Origin of the sequence: Pseudanabaena sp. lw0831 (assembly GCF_016584665.1) — a bacterium.
Lineage (GTDB): Bacteria > Cyanobacteriota > Cyanobacteriia > Pseudanabaenales > Pseudanabaenaceae > Pseudanabaena.
In genome coordinates this window covers 40,839-65,412 of sequence record NZ_BBJB01000066.1, presented here as the reverse complement: position 1 = coordinate 65,412, position 24,574 = coordinate 40,839, and the positions used below count along the sequence as shown (strand labels likewise).

Below are 24,574 nucleotides of genomic sequence, written 5' to 3'. Positions count from 1 at the left end.
AGGTTTTTACAACCCATTACCGATCGCAAAAAATGCCGACCAATAATTAGGATGATTATATTTCTTTGATTTAATCAGAGCAACTTGTGATCTATGTAAAGCCTCAGTGGATGTAACATCGCCTTTTTTCAGTTCGCCATAGAAAGCTTCCATTAGGGCTTGAGTACCTTCATCATTGACTGCCCAAAGCGAGGCGATCGCGACTCTTGCTCCTGCGGCTTGCATTTGATAGCCCAATCCTAAGATCTCGACACCAGTGCCTAATTTGCTGCCAAGTCCTGACTGACAAGCACTGAGGATGACTAAATCCACATTACTCAGTGACCAGTCTTGAATCTCTCTAATCGTCGCTTTTTCACCATTGCCAAAGAGAATGAAAGAGTCTTCAGGAGTTCCCACTGATAGCTCTCCATGAGTAGCAAGATGCAGAATCGTATGGGAATTGGCTTTGGTTGCAGTGATTTGTTTGCTAAATTCTGATTCGGTGAAGGTAGTGGTATTGGGGAAAAGACTAGCAATTTTTTGGACTTCAGTGAGGGTGGCAGGTAAGCCATCAAATCCTGCACGGGTTTTGTCACCTGCTTTGCCGCCAAATGCACCTGCAAAGATGCGTGGTTTCGCAAGTGGTTTAGGCGCAAAGGATGTGAGGGATTCGGCAGTGATATTGTTGACACGATACTTCTCGGCTAGCCATTGTTTGCCATCGTAGAGAGACGAGAGGGGAATATAACGCAGTTGTCCATCGGGGGCATAAATAATCGTGTCAATTCTTAGCTCTTTCAGTTCTGCTTCAAAGGGTTGAATTAGCAATTTGTAGAGATTTTGGGCAGGTTCTTTAACGTCTTCGGAGCTAGAATCGCGCAGGTCGCTAAGGAAGTCAACTATTTCTTGATTGAGTTGTTCGCGTTTGATGTTGACGGTGCGGCGTAGGGGTGGGGTCTTGGCATTGATGATGATTAGTTCGAGGCGATCGTCAAGGATCAGCGGATAGAGCAGGACGGAATTGGGAACTTGAGTAAGAACATCTTTTTGGAGTTTGCGATAACTGGCGAGGTTGAGATTTTGTTGTTCTTCAACGCGACGCAGCTCGGCAATTAGTTTTTTGATTTCGGGGCTATTGAGGAAGGAATTAAATTGCTTGTTTTGATCTCGTTCGGTTTGCACAAGTTGGGCGAGGCGTTGTTGTTCTGATTGGTTTAGTTTGCCTTCACGATCTTTTTGTTGCAATTGATTGAGTTCATTGGCGAGGGCAATAATATTTTGTTCAGGGCGATGGAGATCTACTCCCTGTTGGGTTTGAGCGTTACCGCGTACGGTTTTCAGGTATTCACTGAGTTCTTGGACTTTGAGGAGGTCGAGGACTTGTTGGGCTTCGAGGATGCGGTCTTGTTTGAGAAGGAGAGCTGCGAGATTGCGGTATGTTTTTTCGACAGTGGCAAGATAGGATTTTTGTTCTGCTTGGTTGAGTCCACGGATGTCTTTGCGGATAGATTCTCTAACATTGATCGATTGTTTGTAGAAGAGAATCGCTAGTTCAGGTTGATTGAGTTGGGAAAATAAATCTCCTAAGTTGTTGAGAGTATTGCCCTCATTAGTGCGATCGCCAATTTGCTTTTTGATTGTTAAAGACTGCTGGAACAAATCAATCGCTTTTTGATACTGTCCTAAATCTTGGTAGGCTAGTCCCAAATTATTGAGCGAAATTGCCTCACCATTGCGATCGCCGCTATTCTTAAGGATTGCTAAGGATTGCTGATGAAAATCAATGGCTCTTTGGTACTGTCTTAGATTTCTGTATGCAGTTCCCAAGTTTGTGAGTGAAATTCCTTGTCCATTTAAATCTCCAACTTGTTTAGAGATTGCTAAAGATTGCTGATAATAATCGATAGATTTTTGATACTGTCCAAGACTGTCGTATGCAAGCCCCAGATTGTTGAGCGAAGCATTTTCTCCCATACGATTACCCAATTTTTTGGAGATTTCTAAGGATTGTTGATGATAATCAATTGCTTTTTGATACTGTCCTAGGCTATCGTAAACAAGCCCTAAGTTGCCAAGTACTCGTCCTTCCGAATAAAGATCGCCAATTTGCTTTGCGGTTATTAAGGATTGTTGAAAAAAATCAATCGCTTTTTGATATTGTCCGAGGCTGTCGTATGTATTGCCCAGATTGTTAAGCGAGTTTCCCTCACCTTTCCGATCCTCTATCGCTCGGTAAATATCTAATGCCAATTGATATGACTGTAAGGCTTCTTGATACTGACTCTTGTTAAACTGCTGATTTCCCAGATTAATCAATTGATCTGCTTCTGACCTACGATCTTGTGTTGTTTGCGATTGGACGCTTTCACTCATCATTATCTGCACTTGCCCACAAGACAAAAATGTCAACATCGCAACGCCAACAATCTTATTCATCGCCCACATCCTCACATTTACATCAAAACCTGCAGTCGCTTATTAGCCAGCATAAAGCGATATTCCCAACAATAGGTATTCGTAACAAAAAAAATATAACCAAATATTCACTAAAAATATCAAAATCTCTTAGAGGCGAAGCATTACCGCCACCATCCACGCATATCACCACAAGCTCCGAACAGTGATGCTGCGCCCACCCCCCACAACGCAGCCACAATTTATCTATGGGAGCGAAGAGGGTAAAGCATTTGCAAATCGAGATTTTTTGTGAGGAGTTCGAATATTGTGGCGCAAATGCAAAGCCCCTACAGTTCCTCATTCACCATCGGGATCGATACCCATAGCACGCAAGCGATCGGCAAGGCGATCGGCACGAAGTTTCTCTTGGTCAGCCCTTAAACTTTCCTGTCCAGCCCTTAAGCTTTCCTGCTCAGCACGTATAAACTCTTGCTCAGCGCGTTGACTTTCTAGCTGCAACTGGCTCTCAGACTGCTGCAATCTTCTCGCTAACTGCACTGGCGACAAAAAACGCTGACCATCAGGACGCGACAATACCAATTCCTCACCTGCCGCCCAATCAAAGCGAATCCCTAAAAGCGGACTTACCCAATTCATCATTGATGGGATCTGTCTCAGGCGATCGCCTTGACGCTGCCAACCTTCTAAAATCAAATCATCAGGATCGTAAGCATAATATTCCTGAATGCCATACCGTTCATAAAACTCAAACTTTTCCTCTAAAGAATCAAGCCCTCGACGATCTTTATTGCTAGGAGATAAAATTTCAAAAGCAACCTGCGGAGCAATATTTTCCTCTAACCATTGTTTGTAAGAACCACGTCTGCCCTTTGGCCTACCAAATACCACCATCACATCAGGCGCAGTACGTTTCTGGGTGTAGCGCACAGGATACCAAGCCAAATCTCCCGCCACAAATACATTCGGATCGTCGGCATACATTATCTCTAGATTTTCCTTGATCATCACAATCCAGCGATACTGCTCAGTATTGTCAGACATAGGATTGCCGTCACTATCGGGATAGTCGCTCTCTGGTTCAAGTTCAGGAGCGATCGCCTCAGAAGTCAAAGGTTGCAGAGTCATGGATTTGCCCTCACAGAAACCTGCGCGTGATTAGTCTATTTTATAACCTGTTTCCGATCGCCAAATAAGATTCAATCGCTATATTTCGCTAGGATTTAGCTTTTCATATTTCTCAAAAGGTTGATGAATCCAAGGATTGTCAGACAAAAAATCTACATAATAATCGGGCTTAGCGATCGAGCATTCTTTAAACCATAAAACCGCAGATCGCACTTCTGTAATTGCAAATTCTTCATGTTGCTGTAACCATTCCAAGATCCGCACAAGAGTCACACCCGAATCGACTAAATCATCCACTAGCAAAATCCTTTTACCCAATGTCGCCGTAGTCATGGTGATGTTATTTGCGATCGTCAAGTTGCCCCTCTCCTGAAAATCTTTGCCACCATAGGAAGAAGTCGAGAGAATGGCAAGGGGTTTGTCATAAATCCGAGAAAGCACATCACCAATGCGTAAGCCACCCCTAGCAAGACAGAGAATTTGGTCGAACTCCCATTGGGATTGATAAATTTGGGCTGCCAACTTCTCGATGCTGGCGTGATATTCTTCCCATGAAACGTAAAGATCTGACATAGTAGGGGATTTGGGTTATAGCCCAGAAATTAAGTGGCGATACTTCGTGCAACTGCCTAATTTTTGGTTTTTGGTAAGTTACTTATAGTATCAATTAGTACATTCAATTGGACTTGTCGAAAAGTAAGCATTAGACTGGTGATAGTTGAAAATCAGATAGGGAGACAAGATCGTGGTAGCTGCTGTTAAGAGTCCTTCTATTGTAAATGTTGCAGAGAAGTCGATTGAACGCCGACTCACTATCCAAGTTGCCGAAATTGCGGCTGACACGACCACAATACGATCGCTTGATTGGGATCGCGATCGCTTTGATATCGAGTTTGGCTTACAAAACGGCACAACCTATAACTCTTTTATCATTCGTGGTGAAAAACTCGCGCTCGTCGATACATCTCATGCCAAGTTTCGTGAACTATATCTCAAAACACTGCAAGGGCTAATCGATCCTGCACAGATTGATTATCTGGTAATTAGCCATACAGAGCCAGACCATAGCGGCTTGGTAAAGGAAATATTGGAGTTAGCCCCCAATGTCACTGTAGTGGCAACAAAGGTAGCATTGCAATTTCTGGGTGAGCTAATCAATCGACCTTTTAAGCAGCAAGTTGTCAAAAATGGCGATCAAGTTGATCTGGGTAATGGTCACATTTTACAGTTTGTGAATGCGCCGAATCTGCATTGGCCTGACACAATGATGACCTATGACCTTGGCACATCAGTTTTGTATACTTGCGATATTTTTGGAATGCACTATTGCAGTGATGCCGTTTACGATGAGGATTTAAAAAGAATTACGCCCGACTATCGCTTTTATTACGAATGCTTGATGGCTCCCAATGCGCGATCGGTAATTTCGGCGATGAAGCGGATGGATGATTTGCCACAGGCGGAAATCGTCGCCAATGGACATGGGCCTTTGCTGCGCTATAACATCAAAGAACTGACGGAAAACTATCGCCAATGGAGTCAAGCACAAACAAAAGGCGAAACTAATGTCGTGGTTTGCTATGTGTCGGACTATGGCTATTGCGATCGCCTATCGCAAGCGATCGCCCGTGGTATTGCCAAAACTGGTGTGGCTGTGGAAATGGCAGATTTAAAAGCGATCGATTTACAGGAATTGCGAGAACTCGTAGGTCATGCAGCTGGTTTAGTCGTTTGCACACCACCAGCATCCAATAGTCATGTAGAAACTGCGATCGGCGCAATTCTTGCCGCAGCTAGTGAGAAGCAAGTAATTGGTCTGTATGAACCGCATGGAGATCAAGATTCCTCTATCGATTTGTTAAATAACAGATTTAAAGATTTGGGCGTTGTCTCCGCGTTTCCAGCGATTCGGGTTCGCGAAAATCCGAACGAGGCAACCTACCAAACCTGTGATGAAGCAGGTACTGACTTGGGGCAAATGCTAACTCGTAAGCAAAACATCAAACAACTAAAAGCGATCGATGCCGATCTTGATAAAGCTTTAGGACGTTTAGCAGGTGGTTTGTATATTATCTCAGCCGCAAAGGGTGGCGCTCGCAGTGCGATGCTAGCATCTTGGGTGGCTCAAGCCAGTTTCAAGCCTCTTGGTTTCACGGTCGCCGTGGCAAAGGATCGGGCGATTGAGTCATTTATGCAAGTTGGCGATCGCTTTGTTTTAAATGTTCTTGAAGATGGCAATTATTCCAAATTGATGCAGCATTTCCTCAAGCGATTTGCTCCAGGGGCTGATCGCTTTGAAGGTGTAAAAACCCAGTTATCCTCCTTTGGCGCACCAATTCTCACTGATGCCCTTGCCTTTATCGAGTGTGAAGTCATGAGTCGGATGGAATGTAGCGATCACTGGATTATCTATGCGATCGCTGAAGAGGGTCGAGTTTCTAAGCCTGAATCCCTCACCGCCGCCCACCACCGCAAAATTGGTAATCATTACTAAAAAAGAGGGCGCTTTACGCTCTCTTTTTTGGCTAATTGGGATAAAAATCTTGATCAAAAATTTGGTCAAACGTATAAAGACATGCTGACGGCAAGTCATTTTTATCAAATGGGGTCTCTTTGACGACTAGAGCGATCGCTTGCTTATAAGATTTAGCGATCGCTTCTTCTAGATATGGCTTGAGGCTAGGATTTTCCTGAACAAGTTCGAGGATTTCATCACGTTGCAAATCAATGGTTATCCTCCAACTTTTACCCCGCAGATGTGGTTGATATTCCCACTTCAGCAAATGCCCGATTAAAACGCCAAAACGGTTTCGCAACTCTTGTTTTTGTTGTTTACCCAAGGATGCTATTTCCTCCGCGAGGTTTTCTAAATCTAAGCCTTGTAACTTACCGCGTCTAAGTAGCTCCGCTTGGTTCTGAGTCCATGCGTAGAAATCTTGCTCATATTGATCCTTAGCTTGTTTAGTTGATGAATAAACATCATTTAACTTTATATCCAGCATTTTCTTGCTCTCATTCAGAATATGTAGCGCGAAATGACGCATCTACTAACACTATAGTGTTTTTGATTTTGCATATTTCAAAATTAAAAACGCTAAACTTTACCGAAACGACGATCGCGTTCTTGATAGTCAACCAGTGCTCGATGAAATTCGTTGCGATTGAAGTCTGGCCAAAGCGTATTCGTAAAGTACATCTCTGTATAAGCCATTTGCCAGAGCAGAAAATTACTCAAGCGCATTTCGCCGCTAGTGCGAATTAGCAGATCGGGATTATGGTTTCCTGCTGTATAGAGATGTTGCTCAAAGAGATTTTCATCAATATTTTCAGGATTAACTTCACCAGCCAACGTTGCTTCCGCAATTTGGCGACATACCTTCACAATTTCGCGCCGACTGCCATAGTTGATAGCCACCGTAAAGTGAATCGCCTGATTATTTGCTGTCGCTGTTTGCGATCGCTCAATCTCATTGCGTAAAGACTTCGACAAAGAATCGAGATCGCCTACAAATGAAATGCGGACTCCTTCGCGGCACATTTCTTCCAATTCACGACGCAACATCCGCTCAAATAAAACCATCAAGAAATCCACTTCTTGCGCGGGGCGGCTCCAATTTTCCGTAGAAAAAGCATAGACCGTTAGTGCAGCAATTCCCCAATCTTTGCAGCAGCGTAATAAATCCTTCAGAGCATCCACACCCTGTCGATGTCCCGCAATTCTTGGCATACCCTTTTGCTTTGCCCAACGTCCGTTACCGTCCATAATTACGGCTACGTGTTGGGGTAAGCGTTGGTGATCGAGGTCTGGTGGCAAAGTTTGTAATAGCTTAGCAGTCATTTCTTTTCTGACGATTTTCGACTTACCATATTTTTGAGAATTGAGTTTGACCAGAGCCAATTAAAGCGTGGTACTGTTCTTCCTAAAGAAGTTGGACGATAATTACCTAGTTTAGTTTCTAATATTTCTCGCAGACGACTACTGGAAATCGGACGATCTAAGATGCCATTTTCAGCGATCGCGATCGATCCTGTTTCTTCCGAAACGACGATACAAAAGCAATTTCTAACGCGATCGGTAATGCCCATCGCCGCACGGTGTCTAGTCCCAATTTCCCGCGAGGCGGCTCGTTCAGAAATTGGCAAAATCACACCAGCCGCCAGAATCCGATCTTCTCGAATCAGGATGGCTCCATCATGCAAAAGCGTCGAAGTTTGAAATATTGTATGCAATAGCTCTTTTGATAATAAGGCGTTAAGTTTCACCCCTGGCACCGAAAAATCGCGATCGTCAATAGGTTCACCCGTCTCAATAATCATTAATGCACCTGTACGGTTTTGCGATAGTTCAATCACAGCATCATTAATTTCTTCAATTACTGAGTCAGCCTCAACGGTTGCCCGCCGATTTGTTGTCGGTTGAATTAACGAAAGCAGATCTCCTCGTCCCAGCCGTTCCAGAAATCGCCGTAGCTCTGGCTGCAAAATCACTGCCATCGCCACGGCTGCGCCAATTAATAATTTGTCGAGAACAAAATTGAGCAATCGCATACCAAGGCGATCGCTCAACACGCTAGCAATTAGTAAAAAGATGATCCCCCGCACCATCAATAACGTGCGGCGATCGTTGCTGAGAGACAGCATGAGATAGATCAATCCTAATACCGCAAGGATATCGATCGCCCTCATCATGAATGCAATTGAGTTGATATTAAACCACTGCATTCATCGTCCTCTCATTCACAACTCAACTCCAACTACTTCCGTAATACCAAAACATAAAACGGCTACGCCGTTTTATGTTTTTAAAACCCCTACTGGGTTTGGTTTTCAATCCACAAAAGTGTCGTCACACTTTTGTAGATTGGTATAATCTCTCTGGCAGACAATCTTGACGCAATAAATCCTCACGAGTTTCTCGTTTAATGATTAAACTGGATTCGCCAGTTCCTACAATGACTGCCGCAGGCTTTGGCAAACGATTGTAATTCGATGCCATGCTGTAATTGTATGCGCCCGTTCCAAATACAACGAGAATATCGCCAGCATTAGTCGCAGGTAGTTGAATATCCTTTATTAAAATATCACCTGATTCGCAATGCTTACCTGCGATCGTCACAGTTTGCGACAAGGACTCACCCATGTGATTTGCCACCACAGCCCGATATTTCGATTGATAGGTGATCGGACGCGGATTGTCCGACATGCCACCGTCAACGGTGATGTAGGTGCGAATATCAGGAACAGTTTTGCTACCACCAATTGTATAGGCTGTCACACAGGTCGCGCCAACTAGAGATCGCCCTGGTTCACAAAGTAATTTGGGCAATGCTAAACCTGAAGCAATAAATGCATCAGTTACACCAGAACTAACAGTTTTTACCCAGTCTTCGATGCTAGGTGGATCATCTGATTCCACATAGCGAATCCCAAGACCACCGCCAATATTTAGCTCTGAAAACTTCAAACCATATTTTTCAATCGCAAGTTTAAACCATTGCACCATCACACCGCCAATATCTTGGTGGGGTTGTAGTTCAAAAATTTGTGAACCGATATGGGCATGGATACCAATGCAGTTAAGGCTAGACTTTGCCACAAAAGCAAATACCGCTTCGATTTCATTGGGATCAAAGCCAAATTTACTATCAATATGTCCAGTCTGAATATATTCATGGGTATGGCATTCGATCCCAGGGGTCAGACGCAACATGATGCGCGGTGCAATAAAACTAACAGCAAGGGATTGTTCTTTGCCAAGGAGATCCAGAGTTTGTAGCTCATGCCAGTTATCAACCACGATCGTGCAGCCAGACTCTAGGGCATAGCTCAGTTCATCGGCAGATTTGTTATTGCCATGAAAATAAATCAAACTTGGCGAAACACCTGCCCGAAGTGCAGTCAAGATTTCACCTGCCGAGACGACATCGATGCCCAGCCCTTCAGAGCCAACGATCGCACATACAGCTAGGCAGCTCCAAGCTTTAGAGGCATATAAAACCTGTGATTGTCCTTGATAATGCTTAGTAAAGGCATCACGATATTGCTGGCAAGCAGTTCTGAGACTGACTTCATCCAAAATATAAAGTGGCGAACCATATTGTCGAACTAAATCCACCACATCACAACCACCAATTTCGAGATGATCGTTAGAATTAACGATCGCAGTTAAAGGCAAAAGCTGTTGATTAGGGGACAAACTATCTAAGCTTGAGGTAGTATTTTTCAATAAATCCGCTGTGATTATCTCTTCGCGCAGACTTGGTAAAACAGTAGTCATTAAATACCAATAAAATTTTGCAAAATTCTCTAAACCTATTATAAAAAATAAAGTGCAAAGCGCTATGAATTAGATTTTGTCGTTGGCAAAATCTAATTCACTTCTATTTTTTCTAGTTTTAGAGATCGCTGCAATTCTTCGATTTCGTCTTTGTGAGCGCGAACCTTAAGTCTTGTCTCAGGCAGAAGTTGCAAACTAACTTTACGCTCACGAGGAGTACCTCGCCAATAAAACACACCAGCGATCGGCGACAAGATTGTCAACCATAACCAAAGATTTTCTAAATCGGGGATTAAAATGCCTAACACCACACCCAGACAAATTAAGCCGATCGCCGCTAGTATTGTCAGAAATATTGCCAAAAAAAGACTTGGTTTGACTTGCCCTGAGAGATTTGCCACATCACGTTCTGGATCAATCTCAACGACTTTGTAAGCTCTTTGTTGAAAATGATCGCGAACTTGCTTCAATAGGTGATCGTCCGTCAGGTTGTCTACAGCAAATAGTGCGTCAGTTGTGCGATCGCGGATTGAACCACGCAAAAAAGAAATTAACCCATAAAACAACAGGATTGTTAAGAACAGGGTGGAATATATTGTCGGAATAGTTGCAGGCATTCGATCTGAGATGTTATTGGCTTTTGATACAGTCTAATAATCACTTATTATAGGTAGACATAATTAAATATAAAACCCTAAAACCTGTTTCGCCCACTGCGCGGGCGAAACAGGTTTGGGTTTGGGGTTGGGTTTTTAATTATGCCAATTATGCCGATGTACTTACTCAAATTTTTTAATTTGATATATTATCTTGATTTTGATATAAACATTAACGATTAAGGGCGTAACGATTAAAGCTACTTAGGTAAAAACAACGATGACTGAATATCCTAAAGCTACCTATGTAGGCAAGTATGTTGATGATTCATTTAAACTTGCCAAATTCCTCAGAGTACTCCGCAAACGCTGGATCGTCATCGTCGCTGTTTCGGTCACCGTATTTGCTGGAAATACCTACTACACATTTACCAGAACTCCGCAATACCGCTCAAGTGCTTCACTCTTAGTCAACTCAACGATCGCAGTATCAGACATCCAACTCCCCGGCTTGCCCACTAGCTCTACAGTTAATCTTGGTACAGAAATCGCAATTCTGAGGAGCCGCCCTTTGATTGAAATTGCTGTCTCCAAGATGCAGCAATCCCCGTCATCTGCGTACAAAGATCTAGATGCATTGACAATCATGAGCGGATTAGACATCCGTCCCGAAAAAGACACGATGGTTTTGCGTCTTACTTATACAGATAGCAATCCCAAACGAGCACAGGGAGTTTTAAGTGCATTAGCTCAAACCTATGTCGAATATAGCTTAAAAGATCGCCGTACTAAATCCAGTACTGCGATTAAATTTATTCAAGACAAACTGCCCCAAGTCAAACAACAACTTGATAAGTCAGCTCTAGCTGTTACCCAATTTCGTAAGACTTACAACATTGTTGATCCTGACACTTATGCTGCCTCTGTTTATAAAATGCGCGAGGCTCTAGAAAATCAAGCTCAAGACTTACAAATCAAAATTGCCCAAGTCCAACAGCAATATGAAGCTCTTAGTCGCCAAGTTGGTAAATCTCCAGAAGCTGCGATCGGTGGTGCGATTTTGCAACAAGATGCTCCTTACCAATCCTTGGTTAAGCAATTCCAAGAAGTTGAAACTAACTACTTTTTAGAGCGAACTCGATTTCGAGGCGATCACCCTAGTGTTATCGCCCTTAAAGATCGTCGTGATGAACTCTATCGGCTACTGGAGACTCGCGCTCAGTCAGTAGTCGGGGTGAGAGGCAATACAGCAAATATTACTAATGAACCCAATAGCGCAATTCAACAAAACCTAGCCTCACAGTTATTTGATGCTCAAACTACCCTTGCGGTGAGTCAAGCTCAGCTAGAAAGCATCCGCAATGCCCAAACAGAAGTATCTACGGCTTTTTCTAAGATCCCCCAGATTCAACAAAGGTATGTGGAAATTCAAAGACAACTTGCTCTTGATAGCTCTACCTACAATAAGCTCAGCGAAAAACTAGAGGAATTAAGGATTTCTGAGGCTCAAGAGATTTCATCGTGGAAGGTTTTGGAGCCACCTCTTATTCCCATCAGACCATCTTCTCCAGATATCGAGAGAAGTTTGATTACTGGAGCAATTTCTGGCTTAGTACTAGGTGTCTTATTTGCCCTGCTACTCAATCGCCTAGATCAGCGTATTCGTGAGGTCGGAGAAGTAAGAGAAATAATTGATATTCCTTTACTTGCTTCAATTCCGATGACAGAAACAGCCTCTTTGTCTGCAATCAATAGTCACGGGCTATTACCCACTAGTAGCTACTATGCTTTTAAAGAGGCGTTAGGCTCTCTAGCATTAAATTTGCGATATTTGGGTACGGACAACATGATGAAAGTAATTGCTTTCACCTCGTCTGTCCCTTCTGAAGGCAAGAGTACATTGACTTATAATCTTGCCATCATTCTATCGGCCCTAGGATACAGAGTTCTTTTAGTAGATGCAGATATGAGAAAGCCAACCGTTCATAAGTTGGCTGGACTGAGCAATAAAGTTGGTTTGTCTACAGCTTTAGCTACACCTAGTCCTTGGCAAGATCTGATTCAGGCAGGAGATGATGATGATCGTTTGCATATTTTAACTTCAGGCTCTCTCCCTCCCAATCCAATGCTATTGCTAGAGTCTAATAAAATGGCAACCCTCTTACAGGAATGGCGGCAAGAGTATGACTATGTATTGCTTGATACTCCGCCTGTAATCGGTATTACTGACGCTCAGTGTTTGACCTCTAAGGTAGATACATTCATTTTGGTGGCAGCGATTAATCGCTCGACAAGAAGTGGGATTTCCCGCGCTTTAGAGATTTTATCGACAGCTAGGGCTAATGTTTCTGGGTTGTTGATTAATATGATTGGCTCCTCTGATAGCGAGTATCACTATGGATACTACGATCGTTACTATCTCAATCCATCAGAAACTGTAGAAGAAGAATCTGATTCGGAAGTGGAAGTAATCGAAAATGCTACATAAAACCCAAAGGAGAATGGTGGCGCTTTGCGCCACCATTCTCCTTTGGGTTTTGATTTAAAAATCTACGCCACGTTTAAGATCTACACCTTTCTCGGCATAGTGCTTGTGGCAAACCATTTCCGAATGTACAGAGGCAAGGTCGAAATAGGCAGGCTGATTGAAACATCGACCTGTGATAATTATTTCGGTGTCGCGAGATTTTTTGAGCAATGCTTGGCAGATTGGCTCAACGGGTAATAAATCCAGATCAACAGTGGGATTTAACTCATCAAGAATGATCGTCTTATAAAGTCCAGATGCGATCGCAGCCTGAGCAATTTCCCAACCGCGTTGCGCTTCGATGCAGTCCATTTCCTGTTGTTGACCGCGCCAAACGATCGCATCTCGTCCACAACGCTGATGATCGATCACATGGGGATAGCCGCGTTTGAGGGCGGCGATCGCCGCATCTTCGGTATAACCAGCACCGCCTTTGAGCCATTGCATAATTAAAACTCGGTGGGATAAATCGCGGCTGATCCCTGTACCGATCGCCTTCAGAGATCGCCCTAATGCCGAAGTGCTTTTACCCTTACCTGCGCCTGTATAAATTTCGATCCCCGTCACACCATATTTCTCAGCATGGGCATCATCGTGTAATCGCATTTCTGAGTGCAGGTCAGCAATATCGATCAGCGATTGCGGTGCGCCACGTCCTGTGCAGATTACTTCGAGATGCGGTGGCTTATTTTTTAAATCTTTGACAATGCGATCGACAGGAATTAATCCTAAATCCAGTACGGGATTAATCTCATCTAAAACCACTACCGAATAAAGTCCCGAAGCCATTGCGCCTTTAGCGATCGCCCAACCACGTTCGGCTTCTTGGCGATCGAAAGGCGTGACATGTTCGGCATCAAAAAATTCGGCGCGACCAGTCCGCACATGATCGATCAAGTGGGGAAATCCCTGTTGCAAAGCTGAAATCGCGGCATCTTCGGCATATTCGCGTTCAGCTCCTTTAAGAAACCGCAATAACAAAATTCTTGTGCCGAAGGGTGAGGTGTCAGACATTCCTAAGCCAAGCGATCTCAGTACTACGCCCAATGCTGCCTGTGATTTGCCTTTGCCTGTTCCGTCATAAACATGGATTTGTCCGATCTCACGTTCGGGACGCACCTGTGCGGTCATGATGCCTATCGCTGCCATGTTTTTATCTAAGCTCGTTCATTTCTCATTCATTGTGATTATATCGAAAACCAAAGGATCAAATGTGGCACAAAGCTCCGCCCTTGATCCTTTGATCCTTTGGTACAGAATGCTAAAATCTACGTCTTAGAACCAATACATTTGTGTCATGAGAAAATTTGCAGCGCGATCGCTAATTACCTTTACAGCTATGACCACCGCAATATTAGCTGTGGCTACACCCGTGAGATCGCAGACCAAGCCAAGCACAACGCCAAGCACACCAACCTCAGTCGAGATTTCGCGACCAGAGAAACCAGAAATTAATTCAGGTAAAAAAGCTAGTTTCGTGAAAATGTTTGAAGACATTGCGATCGCGCCAAGATTTACACCGAAAGCGATTCAACTGCGGGGCATTAGTGGTGGCGGAGTCGAAACCCAAAAAAAGTCAGGACGCAAAGTTACGGAAACAGGCGACTGTATTGGGTTTGTTGATGCAGAACCCGATCACAAAATTACTCTCACAAAACCATTTCGATTTCTGCAAATGCAAGTCAAGAGTTCTGGCGATACTATTTTGCTCGTGCGCGGACCGGGTGGCAGTTGGTGTAGTGACGATGTTAGCGATCGTAACCCAGAGATTGGTGGCGACTGGCTAGAAGGAACCTACGAAGTATGGGTTGGCTCCTATGAAGAAAATACTTCTTTTCCTTATTTACTCCAACTTACCGAGGAACCCTAACCACCACATCAAAAAAAAGGTAGGAACAGTCGGCGCGAAGCGCCGCCGATCCTTATGCAATTAGATTGGACAGCCTAAAGTTTGGCGACTGTCATTTTTGGTAAACGGATGCGTGCCACTGGCGATCGTGCAAAGGTATAGCCGAGTGCGATCGTCCAAGTTCCGAACGCCTGTGAACTCTGTATCAGCACAGGTTCGTAAATTTTTGAAGATTGCGCCCCGCAAATTTGTGCCACGCATATTAGAACCCTTCATAATTGCGCCTGTAAAGTCGGCTTCAATTAAATTGCCGCCACTGAAATTAGTGACACTAAGATTTGCTCTAATAAATTTACTATTAGAGGAATTTGACCAAGTTAAATTTGCCCAACTTAGGTCTGCATCAGAAAAGTTTGCGCCCCTTAACAAAGCCCCTCTAAGATTTGTTTCAATCAAGTTAGCCCCTGTCAAGTTTGCCTCAATTAAATTAGCGCTACTCAAATCGGCTTTGTTCAAAGTAGATCCGCGCAAATCAATACCAATCAAGACAACACTGCGTAATTGAGCGTTACTAAGATCTATATTGGAAAAGTTCCGTTGTCCCTGTCTGTATAGTTCCAACAGTTGCGCGACTTCCAAGGCGGTTACTCCTAGCAAATGATATGACTTAGTTAGCTTCTGTTGCGGGCAATAAAAATATCGCAATTGTTAAGCTACTAGCAAATTTTTTTGATATTTAAGGTCTGGGCAAAATCTTAGCCTACTTTAAGCTTTCACCTCAAGCCAAAATGTTAATTATTGCAATTCTCATTATAAAAGTCGATTTTGAGGCAAGTTCGCTGTCGGCGGACTTGCCTCAAAATCGACTTTTGGATTTTCAGAGCTGTAGTCATTGAAAGCCTTGAAAGCAATTTTATTGAAAGTAGCCTGTGACATATCTCAAACCATTTAATCTCACAAATGAGAACTGATGGTGGATTACGACAAGATTTGGAGAATTCTAGTCTGGGAAACACTATAAGATATAAGCTGTATATAAACTTTAATTAAGTTGCTTTAATTTAAGTTGTCCATTGATTTTTGTCTAAATTTTCAGTAACCCGCTATGAGTACGACCGAACTTCCCAAACAATATAATCCTCTCGAATCTGAAGCCAAGTGGCAAAAATATTGGGAGGAAAGTGGCGTATTTGTAGCAGCCAGCGAAAGTGATAAAGAACCCTACTGCATCATGATTCCGCCGCCTAATGTCACGGGCAGCTTGCATATGGGTCATGCCTTTCAAGAAGTATTAATCGATATCTTGATCCGCTATCACCGTATGCGTGGCTTTAATACCCTCTGGCTGCCAGGTACAGATCACGCCAGCATCGCCGTACAGGCTATTCTCGATAAACAAATTAAAGCCGAAGGCAAAACCAATCAAGAAGTCGGGCGTGAAAAATTTCTCGATCGCGCATGGAAATGGAAAGCCGAATCGGGTGGGACGATTGTTTCGCAATTGCGGCGCTTAGGCGTGTCCGCCGACTGGACACGCGAACGTTTCACAATGGATCAAGGGTTGTCTAACTCGGTAACTGAAGCCTTTGTCAAACTCTACGAAGCAGGCTTAATTTATCGTGGAGAATATTTAGTCAACTGGTGTCCAGAATCCCAATCAGCCGTATCCGATCTTGAAGTTGATAGCAAAGAAGTAAATGGTCATCTCTGGCATTTTCGATATCCTTTAGCTGATGGCTCTGGTCATCTAGTAGTTGCTACCACCCGTCCCGAAACAATGTTGGGGGATACTGCCGTTGCTGTCAATCCTGACGACGATCGCTACAAGCATCTAATTGGCAAGACAATTATGTTGCCAATTATGAATCGTGAAATTCCGATTATTGCCGATCAATATGTTGACCCAAAATTTGGCAGTGGTTGCGTCAAAATTACGCCTGCTCATGACCCGAATGACTTTGAGATGGGCAAGCGTCATCAGCTTCCACTAATCAATATTCTCAATAAAAATGGCTCGATCAATGAGAATGGTGGTGAATTCCAAGGACAAGACCGCTTTGTGGCGCGAAAAAATGTAGTGGCTAAGCTCGATGAACTGAGCTTATTAGAAAAAATTGAAGACTATGCCCACACTGTTCCCTATTCAGAACGCGGCAAAGTCCCCGTCGAGCCATTGCTTTCAATTCAGTGGTTTGTGAACATCAAGCCACTATCAGATTTTGCATTGGAACAATTTGACAAACAAAATTCGCCCACCTTCGTACCCGATCGCTGGGGTAAAGTTTACCGCGATTGGCTGATCCGTCTTAAGGATTGGTGTATTTCTCGCCAACTATGGTGGGGACATCAGATTCCTGCATGGTATGCCCCCGACGGCACAATTTTTGTCGCCCATACCGAAGCGAAGGCGTACGAGCAAGCTAAAGCAAAGTTTGGTGAAGATGTAATTTTAGAGCGCGATCCAGATGTACTAGATACATGGTTCTCGGCAGGTTTATGGCCATTCTCGACTTTGGGCTGGCCTGAGCAAACACAAGACTTTGAGACTTTCTATCCAACTAGTGTGCTAGTTACTGGCTTTGACATTATCTTCTTCTGGGTCGCACGGATGACGATGATGGCGGGTTATTTCACGGGCAAGATGCCTTTTCATACGGTCTATATTCATGGACTGGTGCGCGATGAAAATAACCAGAAGATGTCCAAATCCAAAAATAATGGCATCGATCCGTTAGTTCTAATTAATAAATATGGAACTGATGCTTTGCGTTATTCCCTAGTTAAAGAAGTAACTGGCGCAGGGCAAGACATTCGCCTTGATTACAATCGCAAAACTGATGAATCAACAACCGTAGAGACAGCAAGAAACTTTGCTAATAAGCTTTGGAATGCTTCGCGATTTGTGATGATGAATCTCGATTTGAATCGTGGCTCCGCCACGATTCAAATCGAAAATCTGGAACTTGCCGATCGCTGGATTTTGTCGCGTTACTATCAAACAGTTTTACAAGTGCGGGAACAACTTGATGCCTATAGCATGGGCGAAGCAACCAAGAGCCTGTACGAGTTCTTCTGGGGTGATTTCTGTGATTGGTATATAGAGCTAGTCAAGTCTCGTTTGCAAGAAGATGCTAACCCAATTTCTCGCGCCACTGTGCAGCAAACCCTTGCCTTTGTCCTTGATGGGATTTTGCGTTTATTGCATCCATTTATGCCCCATGTTACTGAGGAGATCTGGCAATTGATCACCTATGGCACAAGCGAACCATCTAGCGATCGCCCAGTTCTCGCTATTCAACCCTATCCCGAAATTGACACAACTCATATTAATGAGGAGCTAGAAGAACAGTTCAAATTAATCATTGGCACAATCCGCACGATTCGCAATCTTCGCGCTGAAGCTGAGATTAAGCCCAGTCTGAAAGTCAAAGTGATTTTGCAATCCGACAGCGATCGCGAACGCACTTTACTCGAAGCTGGACAAAGCTATATTCTCGATTTGGCAAGGGTGGAAGACTTGGCAATTTTGGCTTCAGTCGATGAATCAGTCACTGAAGAGGCGATCGCGGGTGTCGTTGGGACAGTACAAGCGATCGTATCGTTAGTCGGGGTTGTCGATATTGCTCAATTGGTTGCCAAGCTAGAGCGCAGTCTCAAGAAATTGGAAGGGGCGATCGCGTCTAGTCAAGGTCGTCTAAACAATGAAGGCTATGTCAAAAAAGCCCCGCCTGAAGTGGTGGCAACCGCCCGTACAGAACTTGAAGAATCCTTGAAACAACAAGAGATTCTTCAAGCGCGTCTAGCTCAGTTGCAAAAATAAAGTCAAGCCCTCACCCCTAGCCCCTCTCCCAATGGGAGAGGGGAACAATACATATTTATGTTAAATGCTACTTTGTCCGACAAGCTCGATCGCTTACGTCAAATTTTTAACGAATCATCGCAAGTAATTGTTGCCTATTCTGGTGGCATTGATAGCACCCTTGTTGCCAAAGTTGCCTTTGATGTTTTAGGCGATCGCGCTTTAGCGATTACTGCTAAATCACCGTCATTATTACCCGCCGATCTTGCGGCCGCTCAAGTTCAAGCCGAATTTATGGGTATTAAGCATCAAATCGTCCAAACCGAGGAGATGAATAACCCCAACTACACATCCAATCCGATTAATCGTTGCTATTTCTGCAAAAGCGAACTGCATGACACTCTTAAACCACTTGCGAAAACGATGGGCTATGGCTATGTCGTGGATGGCTTAAATGCTGATGATTTGCAAGATTATCGTCCGGGGATACAGGCGGCTAAGGAACGCGGCGTGCGATCGCCTCTAGCCGAAGTGGGTATAAGCAAAATCGAAGTACGCATGTTATCGCAATATCTAGAAATGCCTTGGTGGGACAAGCCTTCACAGCCATGTTTAAGCTCACGGTTTCCCTATGGTGAGGAAATAACCATTGAGAAATTACGTCGTGTTGGTAATGCAGAACAATATTTGCGTGATCGCGGATGGAAAGGAGATATCCGTGTGCGATCGATGGGTGATACTGCCAAAATCGAAGTGCCTAGCGATCGCCTGCTCGAATTTATGCACTTTATGGCGATCTCCGATCTGACTAAATCCTTTCGGGGATATGGATTTAGTCTAATCACCTTGGATTTAGAAGGATTTCGGAGCGGAAAGCTAAATGATGCGATCGTGCAATAAATCAAAAAGAGAGTCGAAACTAAGTTTCGACTCTCTTTTTGATTTATTGCCTAAATTTTTCAAGATTTTTGAAAAAGTTTCTGTTGATTGATTAGAAATTCTTATGCTTTACCTTCAAAAGTTTTGCTTAACTTCTTAGTGATCCTGAGGCAGTTACGACATTTTTAAACACAAAAGTCTAAAATCAATTCAAATCGAACATATTTCTCAAAATGCTTCCAAATAGTTTTTATAGATTTAGTTTTTGTATCTATCCTAAGATTGATCTATTACTGTTTTTGGCGCTTTGTTTCTGAGATCATGTCTTCATAAGGTTTACGCACGAACAAAACTCAAGTTGGATTGCGATCGAAACTGAAATTTTCTTGTATATTGAAGCCTTATGCATACAAATCTTGTTTGATGGCAAAAATACCTATGTCTTTAGACATACTTTTATGGAGTTCTTTTTGTGATTATTAGCACAAAGTTCCATTTTTATAAAGAATGCTAATGAGAAAGAAGCAAAATTTTGATTTTTAGCAAAAATGAAGAGTTCAAATCCTTTCTCAATAAGGATTTGACGGCTAAGTTATCGTCATTTTGAATAACCATGTTAATCTGAACAACATGAACGAAATTATTAATTTTTTGTTCCTAGTTATCAAGATCGCTTGTTAGTGATTTTGTGTATTTAAGTCCCTCTGCGTAAAGCTTCTATCGATATATTCAGTCGTTTATCTTCATTTTCTGTTTTACCTATGCTTAATTGGAACTGGAGCTACACTCTCTCTACCTCAGTGGTAGCTCTTGCTATCGTCTCAAGTCTTGCTAGCCATAGCGCACAGGCTCAATCAGGATCTCAACTAGAAGTTAAAGCTGCTAATGCATCTACTTCTCTATCTAATTCTTTAAAAGTTGGTGAAACAAGATCGCAGTCCCTGACTAGAACTAAAGACGATGCAATCGCTCGTATTTACACACACAAACTAAATGGCAAAAATGCCGCTACAGTCTATGTCCGTGGCATTCCCGTAGTTACTTATATTGAGTCCGAAGAATCTGCAAAACCAGTCTCAGAAAATACTGCCTCCGACTCATCGAAAACTAAAAGTGAACCTAAAGGCGAAACTAAAAAGAACTCCGAATCAGTAAAGTTACCATCAAACACTACTAACTTAGAGCCTAGCAACTCAGCAGCAGATAACCCAGCAAAATCAGCAGATGATAGCTCAGAGAACCTGCTAACGTCATCAAATCCCATCGAACGTGCCACCGCCGCTGCTGCCTTGATTAATCAACTTAATCGTGATGGCATCGATGCAAACAAAATTATTCCTGCTTGGAAAAATGGTAACTATGTGATCAAATTAGGCGATCGCGCCATGTTGAAATTTGATCAGCAAGCAGTTTTCCCAGAATCTTTGCAAAATCAAACCCAAGACGTTTTGGAGTCAGCAAACCTCCTGCGCCGTCTGCTAGGTGGTGCTGATCCTGTCTTGGAAGTTGTCAATGCACCAAAGACCAAATTTACTGCTAGCTCGTCCTCTCGTCCAGCTTTAAATAGTCGCATTGTGGGCGTAATGTCTGGGATGGCTTCATGGTATGGGCCAGGCTTTGATGGGAATTACAGTGCTAGTGGTGAAATCTTTAATGCTAGCGAGTTAACTGCTGCCCATCCAAGTTTGCCATTTGGTACTTTAGTGCGGGTTGTAAATATGGATAACAATCAGTCAGTGGTAGTACGCATCAATGATCGTGGACCCTATGCCCATGGTCGAGTAATCGATATTTCTACAGCGGCAGCTAATGTAATTGGTTTAATTTCTTCTGGAGTTGCTCCAGTTAGAATCGAAGTACTTTCCAAATAAAAAAATATGTAGAGTGCCTTGCGCTCTACACATTTTTTTATGCTCAAAATTAGTTTTTAAGAAAGTCAGCCTAGGCTGACTTTCTTAAAAACTAATTTTTTTTATCGTCATGTATCGCTCAAAAACTCGAAATTGGTTTCATAATTAAAATTGCTGCTTTTTATAGTGATTTCGTTGAGGTTGATTGCTTGACACAGCTATTTACTACGATCGCTTCTCTGCGTAATTACTTAAACACCCAAAAAGAAAAACAGCCCTTAGGTCAAGTGTCTGTCGGGCTTGTGCCAACAATGGGGGCTTTGCACATTGGGCATTTGAGCTTGATTGATCGGGCAAGGACTGAAAATGCTTGTGTGGTTGTAAGTATTTTCGTCAATCCTTTGCAATTTGGTGCAGGTGAAGATTTTGATCAATATCCACGTACATTCGAGAATGATCTTCATATTTGCGAGAACGCAGGTGTTGATGCGGTTTTTGCGCCAGATGCTTTGGAGATGGGCGTAAATAATATAGACAAGTTAACGCAAGTGATCCCACCACCAGAAATGACAAATATCTTGTGTGGGCGATCGCGTGTTGGTCATTTTCAGGGGGTAGTCACAATCGTGACCAAGCTCTTAAATGCTGTGCAACCTAATCGTGCCTACTTCGGCAGTAAAGATGGTCAACAACTAGCGATTATTCGGCAATTGGTGATTGATTTAAACTTGCCTGTAGAAATTATTGGTTGTCAGACGGTGCGTGAACCTAGTGGCTTAGCCTACAGTTCTCGTAATCGCTACTTGTCAAGCAAAGATCGCATTTTTGCCCAACATATTTATCAAAGCTTACTGCAGTCCCAACAGCAATTTTTTCTTTGTTACGAGCTTTGGAACCCAGCGCAAATTATCGAAGCTGCTCGAAATTATTTAGCGAAGCTACCTGAAATTAATCTAGAGTATATTGAGTTAGTCGATGCCAAGACCCTGCAACCATGCAATCAAATTACGTCTGAAGCTGAGTTGATGCTGGCGATCGCGGCTCGAATTGGAAATATACGCTTGATCGATAATATTTTGCTAAGTCACACTATCACTCCCAGAAATCCGATCATTGCGATCGATGGTCCCGCAGGTGCGGGCAAATCTACGGTTACCAAACAGGTTGCTAACAAATTAGGCTTATTGTTCTTAGATACTGGCGCAATGTATCGTAGTGTTACGCTTGCGGTGTTACGAGAAGGCATTGATTTAAGAGATCAAGACAAAGTGCAAGCGATCGCTGCCGAATCAAAAATCCAACTGTTTGCTAATCCGATCTCAGGTAAGCCGATGCAAGTCTTGCTCAATGGCGAAGATATCACCACTGAGATTCGTACACCTGAAGTAACGGCAAATGTGTCATCGATTGCTGCTCAAGCTGCTGTGCGGGAAATTTTGGTCAAGCAACAACAACTGATTGGGCAAACAGGCGGTGTCGTCATGGAAGGACGAGACATTGGAACCCATGTCTTTCCTGATGCAGAGGTAAAAATCTTTTTGACTGCCTCGGCGGAAGAGCGGGCCAAACGCCGTCAAGCCGATCTGATCGCCCAAGGTCAAGTTGCCCCCGATCTCGCCACCCTCGAGCAAGAAATCCAAGAACGCGATCGCAAAGACTCCACCCGCGACCATGCGCCTCTGATTCAGGCTGAAGATGCAACTTTAGTTGATACAGATGGTCTAACTATAGAAGAAGTGGTCGCAGCCATTGTAAATTTGTATGAACAAAAGGTACAAAACCGATGAAGCCATTAAGCATGATTTACCGATCGCTGTTGCAAGGACAAGGGAAAAAGGAAAAAGGAAAAAATCATCACCCTTCAACAATTACCAATTACCAATCACCAATTATCAGACTGTTTTTAATTGCAATTCCGATTTTGGCGATCGCCTCTAGCTCACTACCATCCATCCAAGCTCAATCGAACACAGCTCTAACGATCCGTGCCGATGTCCAAGAAGCAAATTCGATCACAGGTGTAGTTACGGCAACTGGCAACGTAAAAATGAGTTATCCCGCCCGACAGATTGATGCGGTAGCTGAGCAAGCACAGTATTTTTCTAAGGAGCAGCGTGTAGTTTTAACTGGCAATGTGGTTGTCATTCAAGAAGGTGTCAATAGCATCAAAGCTCAAACCATCACCTATCTCGTCACTGAAGGGAAATTTATTGCAGCCCCGCCTAATAACCAACAGGTCGAAACAATTTATGTAGTCCCAGATCGCGATGCTGTCAGTAATCCTGCAACTTCGGCAACGCCTGTAACCCAAATCAAGCCTGCCTTTAAAAAGCAGCAGGTTAGTCCCCCTACATCAATCATTCCTCCTGAAAAGTTACAACCAAAACCACAAGAAATTCTTCCTGATGGTAAGTAATGTTGATGTATAAAGCTACAAAAAATGCTTTGCCATGACTAAGTTCAGTGTTACATTTCCAAATTTCCAAACCAAATTGAGTAATGCAAATCTCCCTCGACAACGTTAGTAAAAACTACAGTGGCAGGCAAGTCGTTCAACAAGTGAGCCTCACGGTTAAGCAGGGGGAAATTGTTGGACTGCTGGGACCGAATGGCGCTGGCAAGACCACTTCGTTTTATATGGCAACAGGACTGATTCAGCCTGATAGCGGTAGCGTCTGGCTCGATAAACAAGACATTACCAGCTTGCCAATTCATAAACGAGCGCGTATGGGTATGGCATATCTTGCCCAAGAAGCCACCATTTTTCGACAGTTATCGGTGCGCGATAATCTGTTATTGGTGATGCAACAAACCAATGTCCCAAAGCAATTACAGATTCATCGACTCCGCACTTTGTTAGAGGAGTTTCGCCTGACTAAGATTGCTGATACGATGGGAATCCAAGTGTCGGGGGGAGAGCGTCGCCGTACTGAAATCGCCAGAGCACTGGCGGTTGGGCTAGAAGGCCCCAAGTTTATCTTGCTAGATGAACCATTTGCGGGTATCGATCCGATCGCTGTTGGCGAAATTCAGACCATCATCAAAAACTTACGCGATCGCAATATGGGTGTGTTAATCACCGACCATAATGTCCGCGAAACCTTAAACATCACCGATCGCGCTTATATCATGCGTGAAGGTGAAGTTTTTGCTGATGGTTCTAGCAGAGAATTAGCTGACGATCCTGATGTCCGTAAATATTATCTCGGCGAAAAGTTTCATTTTTGACCCGCCAAAACTAATTTTAGGATTTGCCCTACCTTAGGCAAAGC

19 protein-coding genes are annotated in these 24,574 nt (G+C 43.4%); 9 read left to right on the top strand and 10 right to left on the bottom strand.

Annotation, left to right across the window (positions count from 1 at the left end):
• Positions 1–6: 6 nt before the first annotated feature.
• The 3 genes from APA_RS13365 to APA_RS13355 all read right to left on the bottom strand — a co-directional run bounded on the left by APA_RS13365 (position 7) and on the right by APA_RS13355 (position 4,098).
• On the bottom strand, positions 7–2,418 hold the full coding sequence (locus tag APA_RS13365; RefSeq protein ID WP_201322756.1) for a CHAT domain-containing protein: 2,412 nt from the start codon (positions 2,416–2,418) through the stop codon (positions 7–9).
• Between the two features lie 318 nt (positions 2,419–2,736).
• The gene (locus APA_RS13360) at positions 2,737–3,525 is read right to left on the bottom strand and encodes a Uma2 family endonuclease (RefSeq protein WP_201322755.1); all 789 of its coding nucleotides are present in this window, start codon (positions 3,523–3,525) and stop codon (positions 2,737–2,739) included.
• A 78-nt stretch (positions 3,526–3,603) separates the two neighbouring features.
• Positions 3,604–4,098 (bottom strand): phosphoribosyltransferase, encoded by a 495-nt coding sequence (locus tag APA_RS13355; RefSeq protein WP_201322754.1) that lies wholly within the window; start codon positions 4,096–4,098, stop codon positions 3,604–3,606.
• A 172-nt stretch (positions 4,099–4,270) separates the two neighbouring features.
• On the opposite strand from APA_RS13355, the gene APA_RS13350 reads away from it, so the two are divergent.
• Positions 4,271–6,019 (top strand): diflavin flavoprotein, encoded by a 1,749-nt coding sequence (locus tag APA_RS13350; protein ID WP_236579571.1) that lies wholly within the window; start codon positions 4,271–4,273, stop codon positions 6,017–6,019.
• A 31-nt stretch (positions 6,020–6,050) separates the two neighbouring features.
• Here the strand turns inward: APA_RS13350 and APA_RS13345 are convergent, their stop codons facing one another.
• From APA_RS13345 to APA_RS13325, 5 genes are all read right to left on the bottom strand, one after another.
• Positions 6,051–6,527, bottom strand: a complete 477-nt coding sequence (locus tag APA_RS13345) for a DUF29 domain-containing protein (RefSeq protein WP_201322753.1) — start codon at positions 6,525–6,527, stop codon at positions 6,051–6,053.
• A 92-nt stretch (positions 6,528–6,619) separates the two neighbouring features.
• Positions 6,620–7,363: a polyprenyl diphosphate synthase gene (gene uppS, locus APA_RS13340; RefSeq protein ID WP_201322752.1), complete on the bottom strand. Its 744-nt coding sequence runs from the start codon at positions 7,361–7,363 to the stop codon at positions 6,620–6,622.
• Positions 7,360–8,247 carry a diadenylate cyclase CdaA gene (gene cdaA / locus APA_RS13335; protein ID WP_201322751.1) on the bottom strand — a complete coding sequence of 296 codons (888 nt, stop codon included), beginning with the start codon at positions 8,245–8,247 and terminating at the stop codon, positions 7,360–7,362. Before cdaA ends, uppS begins: the two co-directional genes overlap by 4 nt.
• A gap of 124 nt (positions 8,248–8,371) precedes the next feature.
• Positions 8,372–9,802: a diaminopimelate decarboxylase gene (gene lysA / locus APA_RS13330; RefSeq protein ID WP_201322750.1), complete on the bottom strand. Its 1,431-nt coding sequence runs from the start codon at positions 9,800–9,802 to the stop codon at positions 8,372–8,374.
• 92 nt (positions 9,803–9,894) lie between these two features.
• Entirely contained in the window at positions 9,895–10,419 is a 525-nt protein-coding gene (locus APA_RS13325; RefSeq protein ID WP_201322749.1) for a cofactor assembly of complex C subunit B, read from the bottom strand.
• Between the two features lie 259 nt (positions 10,420–10,678).
• Here APA_RS13325 and APA_RS13320 point away from each other — a divergent pair, with 259 nt between their 5' ends.
• Positions 10,679–12,886 carry a polysaccharide biosynthesis tyrosine autokinase gene (locus APA_RS13320; RefSeq protein ID WP_201322748.1) on the top strand — a complete coding sequence of 736 codons (2,208 nt, stop codon included), beginning with the start codon at positions 10,679–10,681 and terminating at the stop codon, positions 12,884–12,886.
• 54 nt (positions 12,887–12,940) lie between these two features.
• Here APA_RS13320 and APA_RS13315 read toward each other — a convergent pair whose 3' ends face one another.
• Positions 12,941–14,074: a cob(I)yrinic acid a,c-diamide adenosyltransferase gene (locus tag APA_RS13315; protein WP_201322747.1), complete on the bottom strand. Its 1,134-nt coding sequence runs from the start codon at positions 14,072–14,074 to the stop codon at positions 12,941–12,943.
• A gap of 148 nt (positions 14,075–14,222) precedes the next feature.
• Here APA_RS13315 and APA_RS13310 point away from each other — a divergent pair, with 148 nt between their 5' ends.
• Entirely contained in the window at positions 14,223–14,795 is a 573-nt protein-coding gene (locus APA_RS13310) for a hypothetical protein (protein WP_201322746.1), read from the top strand.
• A 60-nt stretch (positions 14,796–14,855) separates the two neighbouring features.
• Here the strand turns inward: APA_RS13310 and APA_RS13305 are convergent, their stop codons facing one another.
• On the bottom strand, positions 14,856–15,413 hold the full coding sequence (locus tag APA_RS13305) for a pentapeptide repeat-containing protein (RefSeq protein WP_236579570.1): 558 nt from the start codon (positions 15,411–15,413) through the stop codon (positions 14,856–14,858).
• Positions 15,414–15,879: 466 nt separating this feature from the next.
• On the opposite strand from APA_RS13305, the gene APA_RS13300 reads away from it, so the two are divergent.
• The 6 genes from APA_RS13300 (at position 15,880) to lptB (ending at position 24,530) form a co-directional block, all read left to right on the top strand.
• Positions 15,880–18,594, top strand: a complete 2,715-nt coding sequence (locus APA_RS13300; RefSeq protein WP_201322745.1) for a valine--tRNA ligase — start codon at positions 15,880–15,882, stop codon at positions 18,592–18,594.
• A 57-nt stretch (positions 18,595–18,651) separates the two neighbouring features.
• Entirely contained in the window at positions 18,652–19,473 is an 822-nt protein-coding gene (gene larE / locus APA_RS13295; RefSeq protein ID WP_201322744.1) for an ATP-dependent sacrificial sulfur transferase LarE, read from the top strand.
• Positions 19,474–20,213: 740 nt separating this feature from the next.
• Entirely contained in the window at positions 20,214–21,323 is a 1,110-nt protein-coding gene (locus tag APA_RS25220; protein ID WP_236579569.1) for a septal ring lytic transglycosylase RlpA family protein, read from the top strand.
• A gap of 188 nt (positions 21,324–21,511) precedes the next feature.
• Positions 21,512–23,089 (top strand): bifunctional pantoate--beta-alanine ligase/(d)CMP kinase, encoded by a 1,578-nt coding sequence (locus APA_RS13285; protein ID WP_201322743.1) that lies wholly within the window; start codon positions 21,512–21,514, stop codon positions 23,087–23,089.
• Positions 23,086–23,718, top strand: coding sequence for an LptA/OstA family protein (locus APA_RS13280; RefSeq protein ID WP_236579568.1), 633 nt, complete (start codon positions 23,086–23,088; stop codon positions 23,716–23,718). Before APA_RS13285 ends, APA_RS13280 begins: the two co-directional genes overlap by 4 nt.
• Positions 23,719–23,801: 83 nt before the next feature.
• A complete protein-coding gene (gene lptB, locus APA_RS13275) occupies positions 23,802–24,530 on the top strand; it encodes an LPS export ABC transporter ATP-binding protein (RefSeq protein ID WP_201322742.1) in 729 nt (242 codons plus the stop codon).
• Positions 24,531–24,574 lie beyond the last annotated feature (44 nt).